The organism is Undibacterium sp. (assembly GCF_030683615.1).
Taxonomy (GTDB): domain Bacteria; phylum Pseudomonadota; class Gammaproteobacteria; order Burkholderiales; family Burkholderiaceae_D; genus Undibacterium; species Undibacterium umbellatum.
In genome coordinates this window covers 96776-113215 of the sequence record NZ_JAUXQE010000007.1, presented here as the reverse complement: position 1 = coordinate 113215, position 16440 = coordinate 96776, and the positions used below count along the sequence as shown (strand labels likewise).

Genomic DNA, 16440 nt, shown 5'->3' with positions numbered 1-16440 from the left:
ATGCGCATCGTGAAAAAAATACTGATCGCCAGCATCATTATGGTGTTCTCCGGTCCAGCGATGGCACAGTTTGGAGATTTTCTAAACAAGTTACCTGGCAACGTGAAAAATCTTGCTGAGGGCGCAAAAAATTTAGTCGATAAGACCAAGGAAATTGACGAGCCAAAAGAAATTGCCTTGGGCCAGGAGTTTGCCGCCAGTTTGTTGGGCGCCAAACCTTTGGTGAATGATCCTGCTTTGCAGCGCTATGTAAATACCCTGGGCCGCTGGTTGGCATTGCAAACAGAAAGACCGGACTTGCCGTGGACGTTTGGCGTGCTTGATGATGTAGGCTTCAATGCCTTTGCTACGCCAGGAGGGAATATTTTTGTGACCAGGGGTTTGTTGGCACGCATGCGTAGTGAATCTGAATTGGCTGGAGTACTGGCGCACGAGATTGCCCACGTCCTGCGCAAGCATCATCTGAATGCAATGCGAAATACTGGTGGCATGGGGGTGTTTGCTGATCTGGCTGCATCACAGTTGAAATGGGATGCCAATCTCAAAACCTTCGCTGCCAATGCTTTTAAAGATATGTATGCAAAGGGCCTGGACAAGAGTGATGAATATGAAGCTGATCGTATCGGCGTCGTGATCGCAGCCCGTGCAGGCTTTGATCCTTATGGTTTGCCCGCCGTGATACAAACCTTGCAGTCGCAAAGTGTGCAAGATGGTAATTTCAGTTTGCTGTTTGAAACGCATCCTTCACCTGCAGACAGATTGGATAGCCTCGATAAAGTCATGCGAACACGGTTTGATTCCAATAATGGGTCTCAGGGGCGTTCTTTTGATGAGAGGATTAAAGAGTTTAGCCGTTGATTGAATATTTTGCCGTGTAAAAAAACGCTGCCCAGATTTGTGTCCTGCGCAGCGTTTCTTCAAGATGTGAGTATCTTGCCGTCAGTAAAACTTTACCAGCAATTTAGGTAACTTCCCATTCGCTGTTCCCTTGCGGATTACCACATTCAATTTTTCCATTTCCGCTTCATATTTGCCATTCGCTGCGGCAAAATGGGTGGTGTCATAAAACACGGGTTTGGCAGAGACATAAAACGTTTTTCCAGTCAGTTCAGGGTCATTGAAACTGGGGATGAGCTGGTCGCGCAGGTAGGCTTCTACCTGGCTTGCGCTCTGCAATTGGCGTACGGGCCAGAGCATGATGTCGCTGCGGCGGTTCATGAGTTTTTTAAAGCGAGCAGCTGAAGAGGCGGAATCTTCCTGCACCTTGAAGAGGACGTTTTTGGCTTTTTCAAAATCCATACCGTGGCTGAAACCACGGCCTATACTAACGGTTTTGCCGCGCAAGTCTTCTATGGACTGGAAGTTAGGGCGCGGATCGCCATAAGTAATCGCCCATATTTTTTCACTGACGACGGGAATGGAAAAGTGATACAGCTTGAGGCGCTCTGGCGATTTTGAGATGCCAAAGACGATTCCCTCACCATTTTGCGCCATGAGTTGCGCGCGGTTCCAGGGCAATAACTGTTTATCAAAATGCAAGCCTGATTCTCGCTCGAAATAAATCAGTATGGCTTCCAGATCACGGTCCAAGGGCAATTGCCGGCCATGGATGTCCAGGCTTTCTTGTAGAAAGAGTTTGATCACAGGCTTGTCGTTGTCCGGTTTGCTTGCATTGGCAAATGCTGGCAATAGTGCGAATGCTGACAAAAATAGAAGGCAGATAAACCGTTTAAAGCGGTGCAACATAGGTGTTCTCGACGACAGGCTAAAGCCAATTGATATTTCTAAAAAGTGGTGCAATGAAATGGCATTGCATTTTGATAAGCAGATTGGTTTTTATGCAGACATCACGGAATCAGCTTATGCCATGAGATGGACATCTGAATGCTGTTCCAACATTCGTGTTTTGCTCCGGCCTGATTGTAGTCTGCAATAGTCCGAATTTTGTTTGTTCTTGTGTTCAGAATACTTTGTTTGCAATCCCTTGAAACCAAGTAGAATTTGGTTTGATAACCAAAATTGTAAGCAGGTCTTCACAATGTCGAGAAAATCCAATACCGAGCAGCGTCGTAAAGAGATCGTTTTTGCCTTGTTGTCTGTCATGGCGGAGCATGGCTATGAAAAAGCTACCATATTGGCAATTGCCAAACAGGCTGGCCTGGCATCAGGTTTGATTCATTATCATTTCAAGAGCAAGGGCGAGATACTGCTTTATCTGGTCAAGTTGCTGGCGACGATGTCACGGGCGCGCTATGACTTGCTGGCGGCAACCGCCACAACGCCGCGAGAGAAGTTGCTGGCCTATATCAATGCGCGCCTGGCAAAAGGGGAGGGTGCGATGCCTGAGGCTGTGTCGGCCTGGGTGGTGATTGGTGCGGAAGCTGTCCGGCAGCCGGAAGTGCGTGCGGTGTTTCAGGAGGCAATTGCGGCTGAATTATTTCTGATACAGGCTTTGCTAACTGCGTGTCTGCAAGACCAGAAGAAGGCCATCAGCAGCGTGCCTGAGCTGGCTGCCGGCCTGCTCGCTTTTATGGAGGGAGCATTTCAACTCGCCAGTGCGGCGGGGGATATCATGCCCCAAGGCTATGCAGCGACCACCGCCAGGGCATTTATAGAAAATAGTCTGTCGGCACAAGCGCCAGCCTGAATCTTTCTTTAAGGTGTAAGGCTTTTGATGGAACCTGACTCCTGAGAGTGCTATTCTTTCCAGCCATTCTTAATGAGACTGAACAAGGCATGCAGTGAAGCCCTGGGGTATTCACTATCTTTTGAACGATGAAAGGCATCCAGGATAAAATGGGCGATAGCCTCAGCTTCACAGTTTGGTGTGGTGGTATCTGCCTATGCCTTAAGTGCAGGTATCGCAGGTTCTGCGGCAGCGGGTTTTGCTGACCGATTTGACTGTAATAGACTCTTACTTAGGACTTACGCAAAATTGTCCCAGCAAGGCGTCAGCGACGAAGGCAGTACTTTAGTACGGCTAGGAGCTGCAACGCAGCTGGGGCGGTTTTGCGTAAGCCCTATTACTGTTCTTTTACACATGTTTTATCATCAGCACTTACCTTTGCGGTATTGCGCCTAATTTTTACTTCCTCTTGTTTACACGCATAGTGACGGGTTTGTTTGGTGGTGTCATTGGTGACATCGTACTGGTGATCACGACAGGCTTGTTCCCATTCTCGATGCGTGGCAGGGTGATGGGTACATTGTAAACAGCATTTGCTGCTAGCCAGGTTATACCCGTCTTGGTGTTACTCCAGTACTTTTGGTCATCCTTGTCAATCTCCTGCTGTTCGTCGGGATTTTTTCAAGCATCATTCAGGCCCAGGCAATGATGTTGGCCGTGCCAGCCGCTGATAGTCGTATTTCGTTCATGGCGATTAACTCGTCCATGCAACAAACTATCTGTGTTGTTGGCTTAGTGGTTGCTGGCATGATCGTCAGTTAGCCTGCAGGTGGAGGAGCTATCCTGTATTTTGATTGCTGGGTGATATTCTGGTGTTTACGGTGTTGATTACCGCATTCATGATGTATTTCATGCACCGTATGGTTGCTGTGCCTGTAGTCGTACAAACTGTGTAAGGCATTACATGCCTGGTTGAATATATGGCAATTTTCTGAGATCATGCCATATCAATTAATCAAGGTGAACACGTATGCTCAATTGCGAAAACTGCGGTACTGAGAATAAAGACGGGGCCAAGTTTTGCAAATCCTGTGGATCATCCATCACTGTTAATGCTAATAGCAGTGTGCAGCCTGGTCCCGCCATGTCATGTACAAATTGCCTGGCCGAATTGACTGCGGGGGCTAAATTTTGCAAGAAGTGCGGGACCAGTGTGGCTGGCTCTACACCGTCTGCTTCAAGCGAAACCCATGGTATTGATATTCATGATGAAATTTTCAAAGACTCAGTTCCGCTGACGCAGCTTGACTTGTCTGCTTCCAGTCAAGATGCGCTCACAGAGTTGAGCCTGGATCTGGATGAAATCAGTCCTGCGACTCTTGATCTTGATGGCGAACCCGCTCAAGCGGCTTTGTCATCATCGCCAGCGCCATCTCTGGTTCAGGCGATAGAAGTGCCTGCTGCCACAGAGGTATTGCAAACGGAGGTACCTGTCAGCAAGCCAGTCGAACTAGACAAGAAAAGCAACTCGCCTGATACGGTAATTCCTGGTGACATTATGAAAACAAGTATGCCGGCATCGCAGTTGGTGGCAATTGCGGTCAGCTTATTGCTGCTGGTCAGTGTACTGGCGGGCGGCTATTTTTGGTTTTCGCCAGGTAGCACTTTAGTAGCAACTACTGAAACGGTGCAAGCGGATAGCAGCGCTATTGCTACAGCTTCGGCATCAGCCAGTGAGTCTGCTCCGAGCGCATCGGCACCAATAGCAGACACGGTGGTGAGTTCTGCGACAGGCGCTAAGACAGACATGCCAGGGATGCAGAATCCGCCAATTGTTGCTAGTTCGGCGACACAGATGACGACAGCTCCTGAACCAGCTGCAGCTTCAGTTCCCGTTGCATTAGCACAGAATGCGAAAAAGAATACCAAAAAGAAAAATGAGGATGATTTCGATGACGAGGAAGATTTTGATGAGGTGTTGCCTGCATCTGGCAAGCGCCAGCGCAACCTGAATGCGCAACATCAAGAATTTTCGCGCGGCATGCACACCCCCTTCGGTGGCGGGATGAGCCAGGGGCAGGTAGCAGCTTTGCTGGCGCGCTCAGATAGTTTTCTCGCTAACGGTGATTATGACCGTGCCATTGCTACCGCACAAAGCGCGCTGGCCCTGGATCCGAATAATGCTGCTGCCAAAGCCAGAATAAAAAAGGCCCGGCGCTTGCAAGGCGAATAAGTCGCTGCTAAACAACCAATAGTCCAAACATATTTCAAATAAAGAGTTGCGCGCATGAGCTATGAATTCAATCCGGAAAGCCAGTTATTTGAGTTTCCCAATCCCTATAAGGTAGAAAATCTTGCCAGCATGATTTCTGGCGGATTGCTGATTTTGGCTGGCACCTGGGTCATGTTTGATATACGTGGGCGCTTGGCGTCTGCGCCAGATTTGCCGGTCTTTGCAGTACTGGGGATCGCCATCATCCTGCTGTTGTTCGGGATATTATTATTGGCACGTGCGTTTTCGCAGCTGCGCTATTTCTTTGGACGTAATCGCCCTGAAAGTCTGGCACCGCTGCTGCCTGCGGACAAAGACGGTGATTCAGAATATGCCCGTCACTACAAAGAAAACCTCAGGCAGAATGCGATTTCACTTAAAGAGCCAAACGGGCCCTTGAATGGCTTGTTGTATTCCTGGGTGCCGCAATTGATATTTGCGCCCATTGTCATCCAGTATTCTGCGCAGACACAGTTTTATAATTTTCTGTCTTTGACTGCGACATTGATCAGCTTTTTATTTTGCTGGCTAGTGTTTGGTCAAGGTGCGGCTAATGCCTGGATAGGGCTGGTGTATGGTGCATTTGTGTTTTTTCAGATCATGCGCCCGATGGTTGCTCGCACCGCCACCACGACTGGTGCGATCAAGGAAACCGCCAATGTGGGTATCAGCAGTCTTATCATCCTGATTGTACTGGCGGTACTCGGGCCTGTCGTACTGGGCTTGTTGGCATCTCATTTGCCGCCGGTTGATAACCTGTCGGTAAATGGCGTGGTCTTGCTCACCATGTTGTGTGCATTGGCTGCTTGCGCGGTTTTTGGTCTGGCATTGAAAAATCAGTTGCTAGCCACTCCTCAGGTCATTGGTGCGGCGCGTGTGGTAGAAACGGTAACCATGAATGCCCATCCAAATAAATTATTGGAAGAGCTCGACAGGATATTGATGGAGAAATGGTTTAGTCGCACGCCTAACCGTAAATATTCGCGTCGTTCACCCATTATCGAAGGTCCGCAAGGGCAGTTCACAGCTGAAATTTTTGAAGAAACCCAGCCGTGCCCGCAAGTGGGCAAGGTGGCAGAAAGTCTTCAACATGCGCTGGCCACCAAAGAATTTTTCTGGCTGACGTGCTTGACTGGTCTGGCCTTCGTTTTAATTGCCAGCGGCACTCTGATGGCTGTATGGCTGACGCGCGCCATTCTGGCCAGCGAGACGGTATGGACCAACTTCACCCTGACTTGCAGTTTTTTTGGCGTGGGCATGTACTGTTACCGTGCTGCGCATGTACTCTGGGGACGTTTTGATTTCGTCTCGAAACTGATCTGGGTTGACATACAGGGCAGTTTTGAATCCGCCAGTGTCCAGTTGGGCAATCAAATCTCTGGCAATCTGCAAACCAGTAAAAAGGTCATCAACATAGAATCCATGACCTTGCGTGTATGGGTGTCAGAAATCGATACTGTTATTTTTGGCCGCGACTCGCTTCGTCAAATGACTGGAATGCGCGGTTTGCCAGCGTATGCCGATGAACTGGCGCAGAGTCTGAAATGCTTTGCCGAACAAAATTCCATGGTGGTGGCACCGACCTCGGCTAAAGACTTGGAACGTGCAGAAAAAGTTGGCATGATGAATCAGATGATTGCTGATCCTGCTGCTAACACTGCTAAGGCTTCTGCCTTGGCGTCGGGAAAGCAGCAGTTGCCAGACCATAGCGAGAAAGAGAAAAGGCAATACGCCGCAGCGATGAATAAGATCAAGACCATGCAGGCATGCCGGGCCTGTGGTGCTTCGGTGGATGTGGATGCCAGCTTTTGCGGGGAATGTGGCAATCGTGTAGCTACTGCCTGAATTATCTAGGCCGTATGCCTTATCTTAAATTGGTTAAGTGATAATGCTTTTCGGGCTGGCTCGTTATCCATGCCTGTTGTTCGGGCATTTCACCTGCTTTTTTTAGCATTCGCCCCTTCCTTGCTGAGAGGAGGGGGGTATTTCCTCCCTTATTCAACGCATCTTGCGCTTCTGCCATAGCCAATAATTACACCTGTACATTTGCGTAATCAAAGCAACACTTGCTTTGTGGAAATAACAGGAGTCGGCAATGGCCGAAGATAGCGATCTCGAAAGAACCGAACCGGCCTCGCCCAAGCGCCTTGAACAGGCGCGGGAAGAGGGCGATGTTCCACGTTCGAGAGAGTTGTCTACTTGCACCATCTTGTTGGCAGCAGGAGGTGCGTTATGGGGTATGGGTGACGGACTGGTGCGTCACCTTAATCATGCACTGATCTCTGGCTTGTCGCTGGAGCGGGCGATTATCTATGATCATGAACTTCTGTTTGCGAAAATAGCAGCCAGCCTGATGGATGTACTGCTGGCCTTCGCACCCGCTGCGGGACTTTTGGTGATAGTGGCGCTGGGTTCGCCTTTGCTGATTGGCGGCTGGTTGTTCAGCGCCAAGGCATTAACGCCAAATTTTTCTCGTATGAATCCAATTTCTGGTCTCGGTAATATGATTTCCGCCCGTGCAGGTGTGGAATTGGTCAAGGCCATCATCAAGACAATTTTGGTTGGCTCTGTTGCCTGGATCGTCATCATGGGCCAAAAGAATGCCATCTTTGCCCTGCCACTAGAGGCGCTGAAGTCTGGCCCTGCCCACGTCGGCCATATGATGGGCGTGTGTTTTTTGGCGATTGTGGGTTCGCTGGCATTGATTGCTGCCATTGATGCACCTTATCAGATGTGGCAGTACGCGCAAAAGCTGAAAATGACTCACCAGGAGGTAGTGCAGGAATCCAAGGAAGCCAACGGTAATCCGCAAATCAAGGCAAAAATCCGGGCACAGCAGCGTGAAATGGCGCGCCGTCGCATGATGACTGAAATTCCTACAGCAGATGTGGTCATCACCAACCCGACCCACTTTGCCGTCGCCCTGAAATACACGGAAGGCGGCAGTGGTGCTCCTAAAGTGGTCGCCAAAGGAGCAGATGCGGTGGCTGCCAGGATTCGTGAACTGGCGAAAGAACATAAGGTGCCATTGCTGGAAGCGCCCCCACTGGCCCGTGCCCTTTACACACATACCGACCTTGGTGATGAAATACCTGAAACCTTGTATGCCGCAGTGGCAGAAGTGCTGGCGTATGTTTACCAGTTGCGCAGCTATACCAAGGTTGGCGGCAATAGACCTGAAGAGCCAAATGATTTGCATGTACCACCAGAACTTGATCCGAATAACCAAGCAGGAGCACAAGCATGAATAGTTTCACCTTGCCTGCCTGGATGAATGGCATCAATACCCGGGCACTGGCTGCACCTTTACTCATCATCATGATGCTGGCGATGATGATTTTGCCTCTGCCTGCATTTATTCTGGACGTGTTATTCAGCTTCAATATCGCGATTGCGATCATCGTTTTGCTGACCAGTTTGTACACGGTCAGGCCTTTGGATTTCATGGTGTTTCCTACCGTGCTGCTGGTCAGTACCATGTTGCGCCTGTCACTGAATGTGGCATCCACCCGCATAGTGCTGACTGAAGGCCATACTGGTCCAGACGCAGCAGGCAAGGTGATTGAAGCCTTTGGTCACTTTTTGATCGGCGGTAACTACACCGTTGGTATCGTGGTGTTCGTTATTTTGACCATCATCAACTTTACTGTCGTCACCAAAGGCGCTGGCCGTATCGCCGAGGTGGGTGCGCGTTTTGCACTGGATGCGATGCCTGGCAAACAAATGGCGATCGATGCCGATTTGAATGCCGGTTTGATCGCCGAGCAAGAGGCCCGCCGCCGCCGTACCGAAGTTGCACAAGAAGCTGAATTTTACGGCGCCATGGATGGTGCTAGTAAATATGTGCGCGGCGATGCGATCGCCGGCATCATGGTCACCATCATCAACATTGTGGGTGGCTTGATCGTGGGCATGGTGCAGCATGACCTGGATTTTTCTACCGCATTGAAAAACTATACCTTGCTGGCGATTGGTGATGGCCTGGTGGCACAAATTCCCTCGCTGATTATTTCTACTGCGGCTGGTATCGTGGTGTCGCGCGTGGCAAATGATGAAGACATCAGTGATCAGTTGATCGGCCAATTGTTTGCCAAACCCCAGGTCATGATCATCACTGGTGGCATCATCGGTGGCATGGGCGTGATACCCGGCATGCCTCATCTCGCTTTCCTCTTGCTGGCGGCAGTGCTTTGTGGTGGCGGTTACCTTCTCAATAAACGGTCGGAAGTTGCGCCTGTTGCCGGAGATGAGCGAGTGGATACACCGACCGCAGCGCCACAGGAAATGGAAGAAGCAACCTGGCAGGATATTTTGCCTGTCGATACCCTGGGCCTGGAAGTTGGCTACCGCCTTATCCCGCTGGTGGATAAAAACCAAGGTGGTGAACTCTTGCGCCGCATTAAAGGGATACGCAAGAAATTCGCCCAGGAAGTTGGTTTTTTATCTCCGCCAGTGCATATTCGCGACAATCTTGAACTCAAACCTTCGGCATACAGAATTACCCTGAAGGGGGTAGAAGTCGGTGCTGGCGAGGCTTTGAGCGGTCAATACCTGGCGATTAATCCAGGTATGGTGACTGGCAATTTACCTGGTGCAATGACTACTGACCCTGCCTTTGGTTTGCCTGCCGTCTGGATTGATGCAGCCATTCGCGAGCAGGCACAGGCCATGGGTTATACCGTGGTTGATTCAGGCACTGTTATTGCCACCCATTTGAATCATCTGATCACCAGCCATGCTGCTGAATTGCTGGGTCGCCAGGAAGTGCAATTGTTGATGGATCACCTGGCAAAAGACATGCCGAAAATGGTAGAGGAGCTGGTGCCAAAATCCATGCCACTGTCTACCTTGCAAAAAGTCTTGCAAAACCTGTTGATCGAAGGCGTGCATATCCGCGATATGCGCACCATCATTGAGACCTTGACCGAACAAGCCATGCATACTCAGGACGCCAATGAATTGACTGCGCAGGTCAGGATTGCCCTGGGCCGTGCCATCGTTCAGCAGATTTTCCCAACCGGAAATGAAATGACAGTCATGACACTGGATAATCGTCTTGAGCGCCTCTTGATGCAAGCGCTACAAACCAGTGGCGCGGATGGTTCAGGCATAGAGCCAGGCCTGGCTGACACGCTGGCAAGCCAGACCCAGGCGGCCGCTGAACATCAGGAACAGATGGGCTTGACACCAGTGTTGCTGGTGCCTGCGCCATTGCGCGCCTTGCTGTCGCGTTTCCTGCGCCGCAATTTGCCACAGTTAAAAGTATTGTCACACGCAGAAGTACCTGAAACAAAAACAATTAGAGTCACCAGCTTGGTCGGAGGTCAATCATGAACGTCAGAAAATTTACCGCGAATAGTTCTCGGGAAGCTTTGCGCATGTTGCGCGATGCTTTGGGCGCGGATGCCGTAATCCTGTCGAATCGGAATGTGGGTGGCAAGGTGGAGATTCTGGCAATGGCAGATGAAGCCATTAGCGCTATCGCACCGGATGCAGGTGAGCAGGTTGCGGTACCTGAAGTGCCACGCTTTCCGCCACGTTTTCAAACAGAAGAAGCGGTCGCTCTGCACCGGCCCCTGAGTAGAACGCCAGAGCGTAGCGTGGATGTGCCTGCATTCAAGCCGCAAAAAAACGCCAGCAGTTTTGTCAGTGAGCTGGAGGCGCCTGTCAGTGCCAATGAATTGAATGACGTGATGTCAGAAATTCGCTCCATGCGCAGCATGCTTGAATCTCAACTGGCAGAAATATCCTGGACGCAGACACAAAAACGCCAGCCGCAAAAAGCAGAAATCCTGCGCGAATTGCTGGCTACCGGTTTTAGTGCCAGCCTGGCGCGCTATCTGGTAGAGAAACTGCCGGAAACAGGCAAGGTAGAGGACGGGCTGGAATGGATCAAAAATATTCTGGTTCGCAATTTGTCCACGATCGATAATGAAAATGAAATGCTGGAAAAGGGTGGGGTGTATGCCTTGGTTGGCCCAACAGGCGTAGGCAAGACTACCACTACTGCCAAGCTGGCTGCCCGGTGTGTCATGCGTCATGGTCCATCCAAGCTGGCCCTCATCACGACTGATGGTTATCGTATCGGTGGCTTTGAGCAATTGCGCATCTACGGAAAAATCCTCGGTGTGATGGTGCATGCCGTCAAGGATGAAGCCGATTTGCGCATCGCCTTGTCCGAGCTCAAGAACAAGCATACGGTATTGATCGATACTGTCGGTGTCAGCCAACGCGACAAGATGGTGACCGAGCAGGTAGCAATGTTGTCTGGAACAGACACTCCAGTAAAGCGTTTGCTATGCCTGAATGCGACATCGACGGGTGAAACCCTGAGTGAAGTAGTGCGCGCTTATCAGGGTAATGGCCTGGCGGGTTGCATATTTACCAAACTCGATGAGGCTGCGACGATAGGGGGAGCGCTCGATATTGCGATCCGTCAAAAGCTCATGGTGTATTACGTCGCCAGCGGTCAGCGTGTGCCTGAAGACCTGCATATTGCCAATAAATTGTATTTGATCGACCGTGCTTTCAAGCTCAAGCGTGAGACTGCGGCTTTTCGCTATCTCGACGAGGAATTGCCACTGCTGATGGCTGGTGCAGTCTCTTCTTCAGCATCCGCCGCCAGAGCATCTGGCCGTGCTGGCAAGGAGGTGTTCCTTGGCTAGTTTTGATCAGGCAGAAGGCCTGCGGCGCATGCTGGCGGGGCCAAAACCAAGGGTGTTCACCTTTTTGTCGGCTTTGAGAGAGGATGAAAAGAGTGGCATGTTAGTCAATCTCGGCGTGTCGCTGGCGCGCCAGGGCAACCAGGTCCTGATGGTCGATGCCCGCGCCTCGGAAAACAGCGTAGGTGCATGGTTGAATGCCAGGCATGATCAGACCTTATTGGATGTAGCGAGACAACAGCGTACAATGAAGGAAGCTGTTAAATTGGTGGCTGCAGGCTTGTCAGTGACGATGCTGGCCAGGCATGCCTGGTTGCCGCCAGAAAGCGCGCGCCAGCTGTCGAGAGTTTTTGACACAGTGGCCAATAGTTCGGACCTGGTGATCGTTGATAGTGATATTAACCTGGACGATGCCTTCCCATTGGCGACGCTGGACGACAGCGAGCTGGTGATACAGGTATCTGCTGATCCTGACATGATCAAGGCAGCATATGGACTGATCAAGCGGGTTAGCAACCGGATAGGCCGGCGAGGTTATGGTATTTTGGTGTCCGGTGCATCAGAAAAAGAGGCGAGATTGATTTATACAAATATGGCGCAGGCGGCCAGCCGTTATCTGGCAGTGCCATTGCACTATGTCGGCAATGTGCCGGAAGACGAGCATGTCAGAAAGGCGGCGCATTTGGGACGTTCTGTGATTGATGCTTTTCCTAGAGCTTTGGCATCATTGGCGTTTTCCAGGCTGGCCGAGCAATTGGCGATGACTGCGCGTTCCACATTATGTGTAGAAGGAGTCCCTGAGCTGGGTGTCGGTCTTGGAATGTAATCAAAATGTACACCGCTAGCGGAAAATCAGATAAAAACTTCCTGTTAAGGGAGCATGCTCCACTGGTCAAGCGTCTGGCTTACCAGTTGAAGGCGCGCCTGCCTCCCAGTGTGGAGGTGGATGATCTTGTGCAGGCCGGTATGATAGGCCTGCTGGACGCCGTTAACCGCTATGAAGATACTCATGGCGCACAATTTGAAACCTATGCGGTGCAACGCATACGGGGTGCCATGCTGGATGAATTGCGCAGTAGTGACTGGTTGCCGCGCGGCGTGCGCCAGAACATGCGCAAGATAGAAAATGCCATGAATGTGCTGCAGCAAAAACTGGGGCGGCCACCACTGGAAACTGAGGTCGCCAAGTCACTCAAGCTCAGTCTGGAAGAATATCAGGACTTGCTGACTGACAGTGGCGGGCATCAGCTTGTGTATTACGAAGACTTTCACGACTCGGATACTAAAGAACATTTTCTCGACCACTATTGCTCAGACTTGTCTGGCGATCCTTTGCAGGATTTGCTCAACGATGATTTTCGCGATGCCGTCATTGGTGCGATCGACAGCTTGCCAGAGCGAGAGAAACTGCTAATGGGTTTGTACTACGAGCAGGAATTGAATTTGAAAGAAATTGGTGCCGTGATGGGGGTGTCGGAATCGCGGATTTCACAATTGCATAGTCAGGCAGTCGCCAGGCTCAGGGCATACTTAAGGGAGAAAGCGTGGACTGGGCTAGCATAGTCGGATTGATACTGGTGGTATTTGGCATCATCTCCGGGCAATTGCTGGAAGGTGGTCGTTTGTCTTCGCTGGTGCAACCAGCCGCATTTGTCATCGTTGTGGTTGGCACACTCGGTGCGGTCTTGCTGCAAAGCAGGTTGAGTACCTTCAAGCGTGGCGTGCGGATGCTGCGCTGGGTAATATCTGAACCGCCGGACAGTAGCAAGAAAAATGTTGCTGATGCGCTGATCTGGAGTGTCGTTGCCAGACGCGAAGGTTTCCTCAGTTTGGAACGCTATATGAATGCCTCCAATGATCCGTTCATCAGCAAGGGACTGCGCCTGGTGATTGATGGCATAGACCCGATACGCCTCAAAGACATACTGGATGTCGATATTTCCCTGTATGAGATGGAGCAGCGCCAGGCTGCCAAAATCTGGGAAGCCGCAGGTGGTTACTCGCCTACCATAGGTATTTTGGGCGCGGTGCTGGGCTTGATCCACGTCATGGAAAATCTCAGTGATCCATCCAAGCTGGGTGGTGGTATCGCAGTCGCTTTTGTTGCCACCATTTATGGTGTAGGGATGGCTAACTTATTGTTTTTGCCAGTCAGTAATAAATTGAAGGAAATCATAGGCCGTGAAGTCACGCGCCGCGAAATGCTTTCTGATATTTTTTATAGTATCGCCTTGGGCGATAGCCCACGCGTGGTAGAAGAAAGACTGACCAATCACCGTACTTAACACCAGAATTCAAGGTCGAACATCTATTTATGGCAAGGAAAAGATACCACGAAGAACCAGACAACCATGAAAGATGGCTGGTTTCCTACGCGGATTTTATTACCTTGCTGTTTGCATTTTTTGTCGTCATGTATGCAATATCCTCACTGAACGAGGGTAAGTACCGGGTCTTGTCAAATTCATTGACGGGCGCTTTTGGCAAGGTCATGACGGTTAATCCCAAGCCGGTAGATGCGCAAACCGAGCAATTGGTCAAACTTGATCCTCTTCCTTTGGTCAAGAACCGTGTTAGCGAGGGTTTGCGCAAAGAGCGGGCGCAAATGACCACCATGGCCAAAGATATTCTGACGGTATTGGAACCTCTTGTACGTGAGGGCAAGGTGCGCGTCACCCAGACCAGTCGGGGCATCACCATAGAAATCAATGCCAGCCTCTTGTTTGCGCCAGGTGATGCACGCCTGAACGTTGATTCCATACAGGCACTCAAGGCGATTGCAAGCGTCCTCAAGCTGGACACCCATGCAATACAGGTGGAAGGCCATACCGATAACCTGCCTATCAAAAATTCCATTTTCCCTTCAAATTGGGAATTGTCAGCCGTACGTGCCAGCACTGTGGCGCGCCTGCTCACAGAGAATGGAGTAGATGAAAACCGGGTAACGGCGGTAGGGCAAGGGGCAAAATTGCCAGTAAGCGAGAATGAAACGCCCGAGGGAAGGGCCAGAAATCGGCGCGTATCGGTGACTATTTTGTCAGTATTGCCTGAGCCTGTAGTGGAAGTGCCAATTGCACCAGTATCCACGGCAACTTCATTGCCATCAACTGCTGGCAGGCCGGCAGCCGCATCCTTGTCTGAGGCAGCACCAGCCCCTTAAGTTTTGGTCGCGGCGGGGAAACAATAAATGGAAGTTACTAAAGCTGATGCCTTGGCTGCCTTAAGTGGCGACATAGCCTTTGCCTGGCGTGGTCTTGACGGTGGACTGACCATTTGGACCGTACATGGACCCAGCCTGATTGGTATTTTGCTGCAGCAGGTTCAAAGTTGCCTGGTTCACTGACAAGCGACGATTGATGAGCGTGCCATTGGTGCGGTTGTCTTCTTTGGCTTGCAAAGTTAATTGCAACAGCGCATCCCAGTCCCTGCCAACGTCTGCTATATCGCCAGCTTGCTGCAAATAGGCTTGCATGCCGTCAATATCAGCATTAAAGCCTAGTTCATCCAAAAAGCGATTTCGTTTTTTTTCAAGTTCATTCATTTTGACAACAAGCTGTCCCTTGCTCTGAGTAAGCTCATTGAGCTGGACTACATCGCTCTCTATCAATGCTGATTGCTCTTTTTTAAGCAATTCGGCAAGTGAAGACATGATGCTGACTTCCTCCTGCAGGCATTGTTGAATGGCAGTGTGTCCGGAACTTCTTGTGTTCATGTTAGCGTTTTCTGGCGTTGAGCAAATCTTTGACTGTTTCCAGAAGCCCATCAGCGACTTTTTCCGAGTTCACCTGAAAGCGCCCTTCGGAAATGGCCAACTTGATTGCCTCCACCTTCTTTGTCTCAAACACAGCACTGCTAGCTTGCGTATTCTGCAACGCCTGCAATTGTGTGGACAGAGTCGAAATTTGTACTTTCGACGAATTCGTATTCGCAACCGGAGCCGCATTGTCAGCGGGTTTTTCCGTGCGAGCCTGTTGCGGGCCGACTGGTAGCCCCGCGGTCTTGTTCAGTGCGTCATCAATTTTCACAGCGATACCCTCTAGTGTGGGACTTACAAACATCTACATCCAGTTTATCGGCTGTGTAATTTTAAACTTTAATCTTACTGCTAAAAAATATTGCGTTCACTTAATTCTACCCAGTGAAATATTGCCATTAGTAAACTATTTCTATGATGCCGCCATTCTTGGCAACGCCACTAATGGTTTGTCCCGAGCTGGTTTTGGCCTTGGCAATTTGACCATCTGCTGCATTATTGAGTGCTATAGCATCTGTTGCCACCTGGAAACCTGGCCCATTGCTGACTACCCGCACAGATTGGCCTTGCTGCACCACGGCGGGACTTTTCAAGGCATCCATACGCATGACACTGCCAGATGTCAGGGACACCTGCATGCTTTTGCCTATGGCTTGCTCAGGTGCAGTGATGACGCCGGCGGGCAGCTTGGAAATATCACCTCTTTGCTTGCTTAAGTCACTCAGTGCAATCACTTGCCCATGAGTCAGCGCGTTGGCCGCGACATAATAGTCTGCCGTGACTTGCACATTTGCCTGCAAATAGACCAGCCAGGGAGCAGGGGCTGTGCAGCGTATCGCCAGGGTGACTTTGCCCCAAGGTTTGCTACCAGGCAAGAGATATGGATTGGGGTTATCACAAGCTTGCAAATTGAGGCGTTTATCAACTTCGCCTACGGTTACCTGTATTTCATTGCTCAGACCGGATGCCTGCAATGTCAAAAAGTCCAGTGCAATCTGACGTAGCTGTGCTGTGTCTTGAATCTGAGCAGGCGCGGCTTGGCTCAGGCACGCCATTCCCAGCAGCGCCAGTGCCAAGACTTGTTTGCTGACGATTCTGCTTAATCTCTTCGCGGCTTTCATCATGT

The 16440-nt window shown here is 50.5% G+C and carries 15 protein-coding genes; 11 read left to right on the top strand and 4 right to left on the bottom strand.

All coding sequences use genetic code 11. The features are described 5' to 3' along the window. Nucleotides 1-858: a M48 family metallopeptidase gene (locus tag Q8K39_RS04595; protein ID WP_305258477.1), complete on the top strand. Its 858-nt coding sequence runs from the start codon at nt 1-3 to the stop codon at nt 856-858. Between the two features lie 81 nt (nt 859-939). Here the strand turns inward: Q8K39_RS04595 and Q8K39_RS04590 are convergent, their stop codons facing one another. Then, a complete protein-coding gene (locus Q8K39_RS04590) occupies nt 940-1707 on the bottom strand; it encodes an ABC transporter substrate-binding protein (RefSeq protein ID WP_305258476.1) in 768 nt (255 codons plus the stop codon). Nucleotides 1708-2038: 331 nt separating this feature from the next. Between Q8K39_RS04590 and Q8K39_RS04585 the strand changes: the two genes are divergently transcribed. The 10 genes from Q8K39_RS04585 (at nt 2039) to motD (ending at nt 14720) form a co-directional block, all read left to right on the top strand. Next, on the top strand, nt 2039-2647 hold the full coding sequence (locus tag Q8K39_RS04585) for a TetR/AcrR family transcriptional regulator (protein WP_305258475.1): 609 nt from the start codon (nt 2039-2041) through the stop codon (nt 2645-2647). Between the two features lie 1009 nt (nt 2648-3656). Then, nucleotides 3657-4859 carry a zinc ribbon domain-containing protein gene (locus Q8K39_RS04580; RefSeq protein WP_305258473.1) on the top strand — a complete coding sequence of 401 codons (1203 nt, stop codon included), beginning with the start codon at nt 3657-3659 and terminating at the stop codon, nt 4857-4859. Nucleotides 4860-4913: 54 nt separating this feature from the next. Continuing rightward, a complete protein-coding gene (locus Q8K39_RS04575) occupies nt 4914-6743 on the top strand; it encodes a hypothetical protein (RefSeq protein WP_305258472.1) in 1830 nt (609 codons plus the stop codon). A gap of 250 nt (nt 6744-6993) precedes the next feature. After that, complete coding sequence (gene flhB / locus Q8K39_RS04570) at nt 6994-8145, top strand: flagellar biosynthesis protein FlhB (RefSeq protein ID WP_305258471.1); 1152 nt, start codon at nt 6994-6996, stop codon at nt 8143-8145. Next, the gene (gene flhA, locus Q8K39_RS04565; RefSeq protein ID WP_305258470.1) at nt 8142-10232 is read left to right on the top strand and encodes a flagellar biosynthesis protein FlhA; all 2091 of its coding nucleotides are present in this window, start codon (nt 8142-8144) and stop codon (nt 10230-10232) included. The genes flhB and flhA overlap by 4 nt, the downstream gene beginning before the upstream one ends. Continuing rightward, nucleotides 10229-11563 carry a flagellar biosynthesis protein FlhF gene (gene flhF / locus Q8K39_RS04560; protein WP_305258469.1) on the top strand — a complete coding sequence of 445 codons (1335 nt, stop codon included), beginning with the start codon at nt 10229-10231 and terminating at the stop codon, nt 11561-11563. The genes flhA and flhF overlap by 4 nt, the downstream gene beginning before the upstream one ends. Then, a complete protein-coding gene (locus Q8K39_RS04555) occupies nt 11556-12386 on the top strand; it encodes an antiactivator of flagellar biosynthesis FleN protein (protein WP_230413841.1) in 831 nt (276 codons plus the stop codon). Before flhF ends, Q8K39_RS04555 begins: the two co-directional genes overlap by 8 nt. A gap of 5 nt (nt 12387-12391) precedes the next feature. After that, nucleotides 12392-13123, top strand: a complete 732-nt coding sequence (locus Q8K39_RS04550; protein WP_186955464.1) for an RNA polymerase sigma factor FliA — start codon at nt 12392-12394, stop codon at nt 13121-13123. Further along, nucleotides 13105-13845 carry a flagellar motor protein gene (locus Q8K39_RS04545; protein WP_186955463.1) on the top strand — a complete coding sequence of 247 codons (741 nt, stop codon included), beginning with the start codon at nt 13105-13107 and terminating at the stop codon, nt 13843-13845. Before Q8K39_RS04550 ends, Q8K39_RS04545 begins: the two co-directional genes overlap by 19 nt. 29 nt (nt 13846-13874) lie before the next feature. Beyond that, nucleotides 13875-14720, top strand: coding sequence for a flagellar motor protein MotD (gene motD / locus Q8K39_RS04540; RefSeq protein WP_305258468.1), 846 nt, complete (start codon nt 13875-13877; stop codon nt 14718-14720). A gap of 60 nt (nt 14721-14780) precedes the next feature. Here the strand turns inward: motD and Q8K39_RS04535 are convergent, their stop codons facing one another. From Q8K39_RS04535 to flgA, 3 genes are all read right to left on the bottom strand, one after another. Beyond that, complete coding sequence (locus Q8K39_RS04535; protein WP_305258467.1) at nt 14781-15272, bottom strand: flagella synthesis protein FlgN; 492 nt, start codon at nt 15270-15272, stop codon at nt 14781-14783. Nucleotide 15273: 1 nt separating this feature from the next. Continuing rightward, entirely contained in the window at nt 15274-15585 is a 312-nt protein-coding gene (gene flgM, locus Q8K39_RS04530; protein ID WP_305258466.1) for a flagellar biosynthesis anti-sigma factor FlgM, read from the bottom strand. A 127-nt stretch (nt 15586-15712) separates the two neighbouring features. After that, nucleotides 15713-16438 (bottom strand): flagellar basal body P-ring formation chaperone FlgA, encoded by a 726-nt coding sequence (gene flgA, locus Q8K39_RS04525; protein WP_305258465.1) that lies wholly within the window; start codon nt 16436-16438, stop codon nt 15713-15715. Nucleotides 16439-16440: the final 2 nt, after the last annotated feature.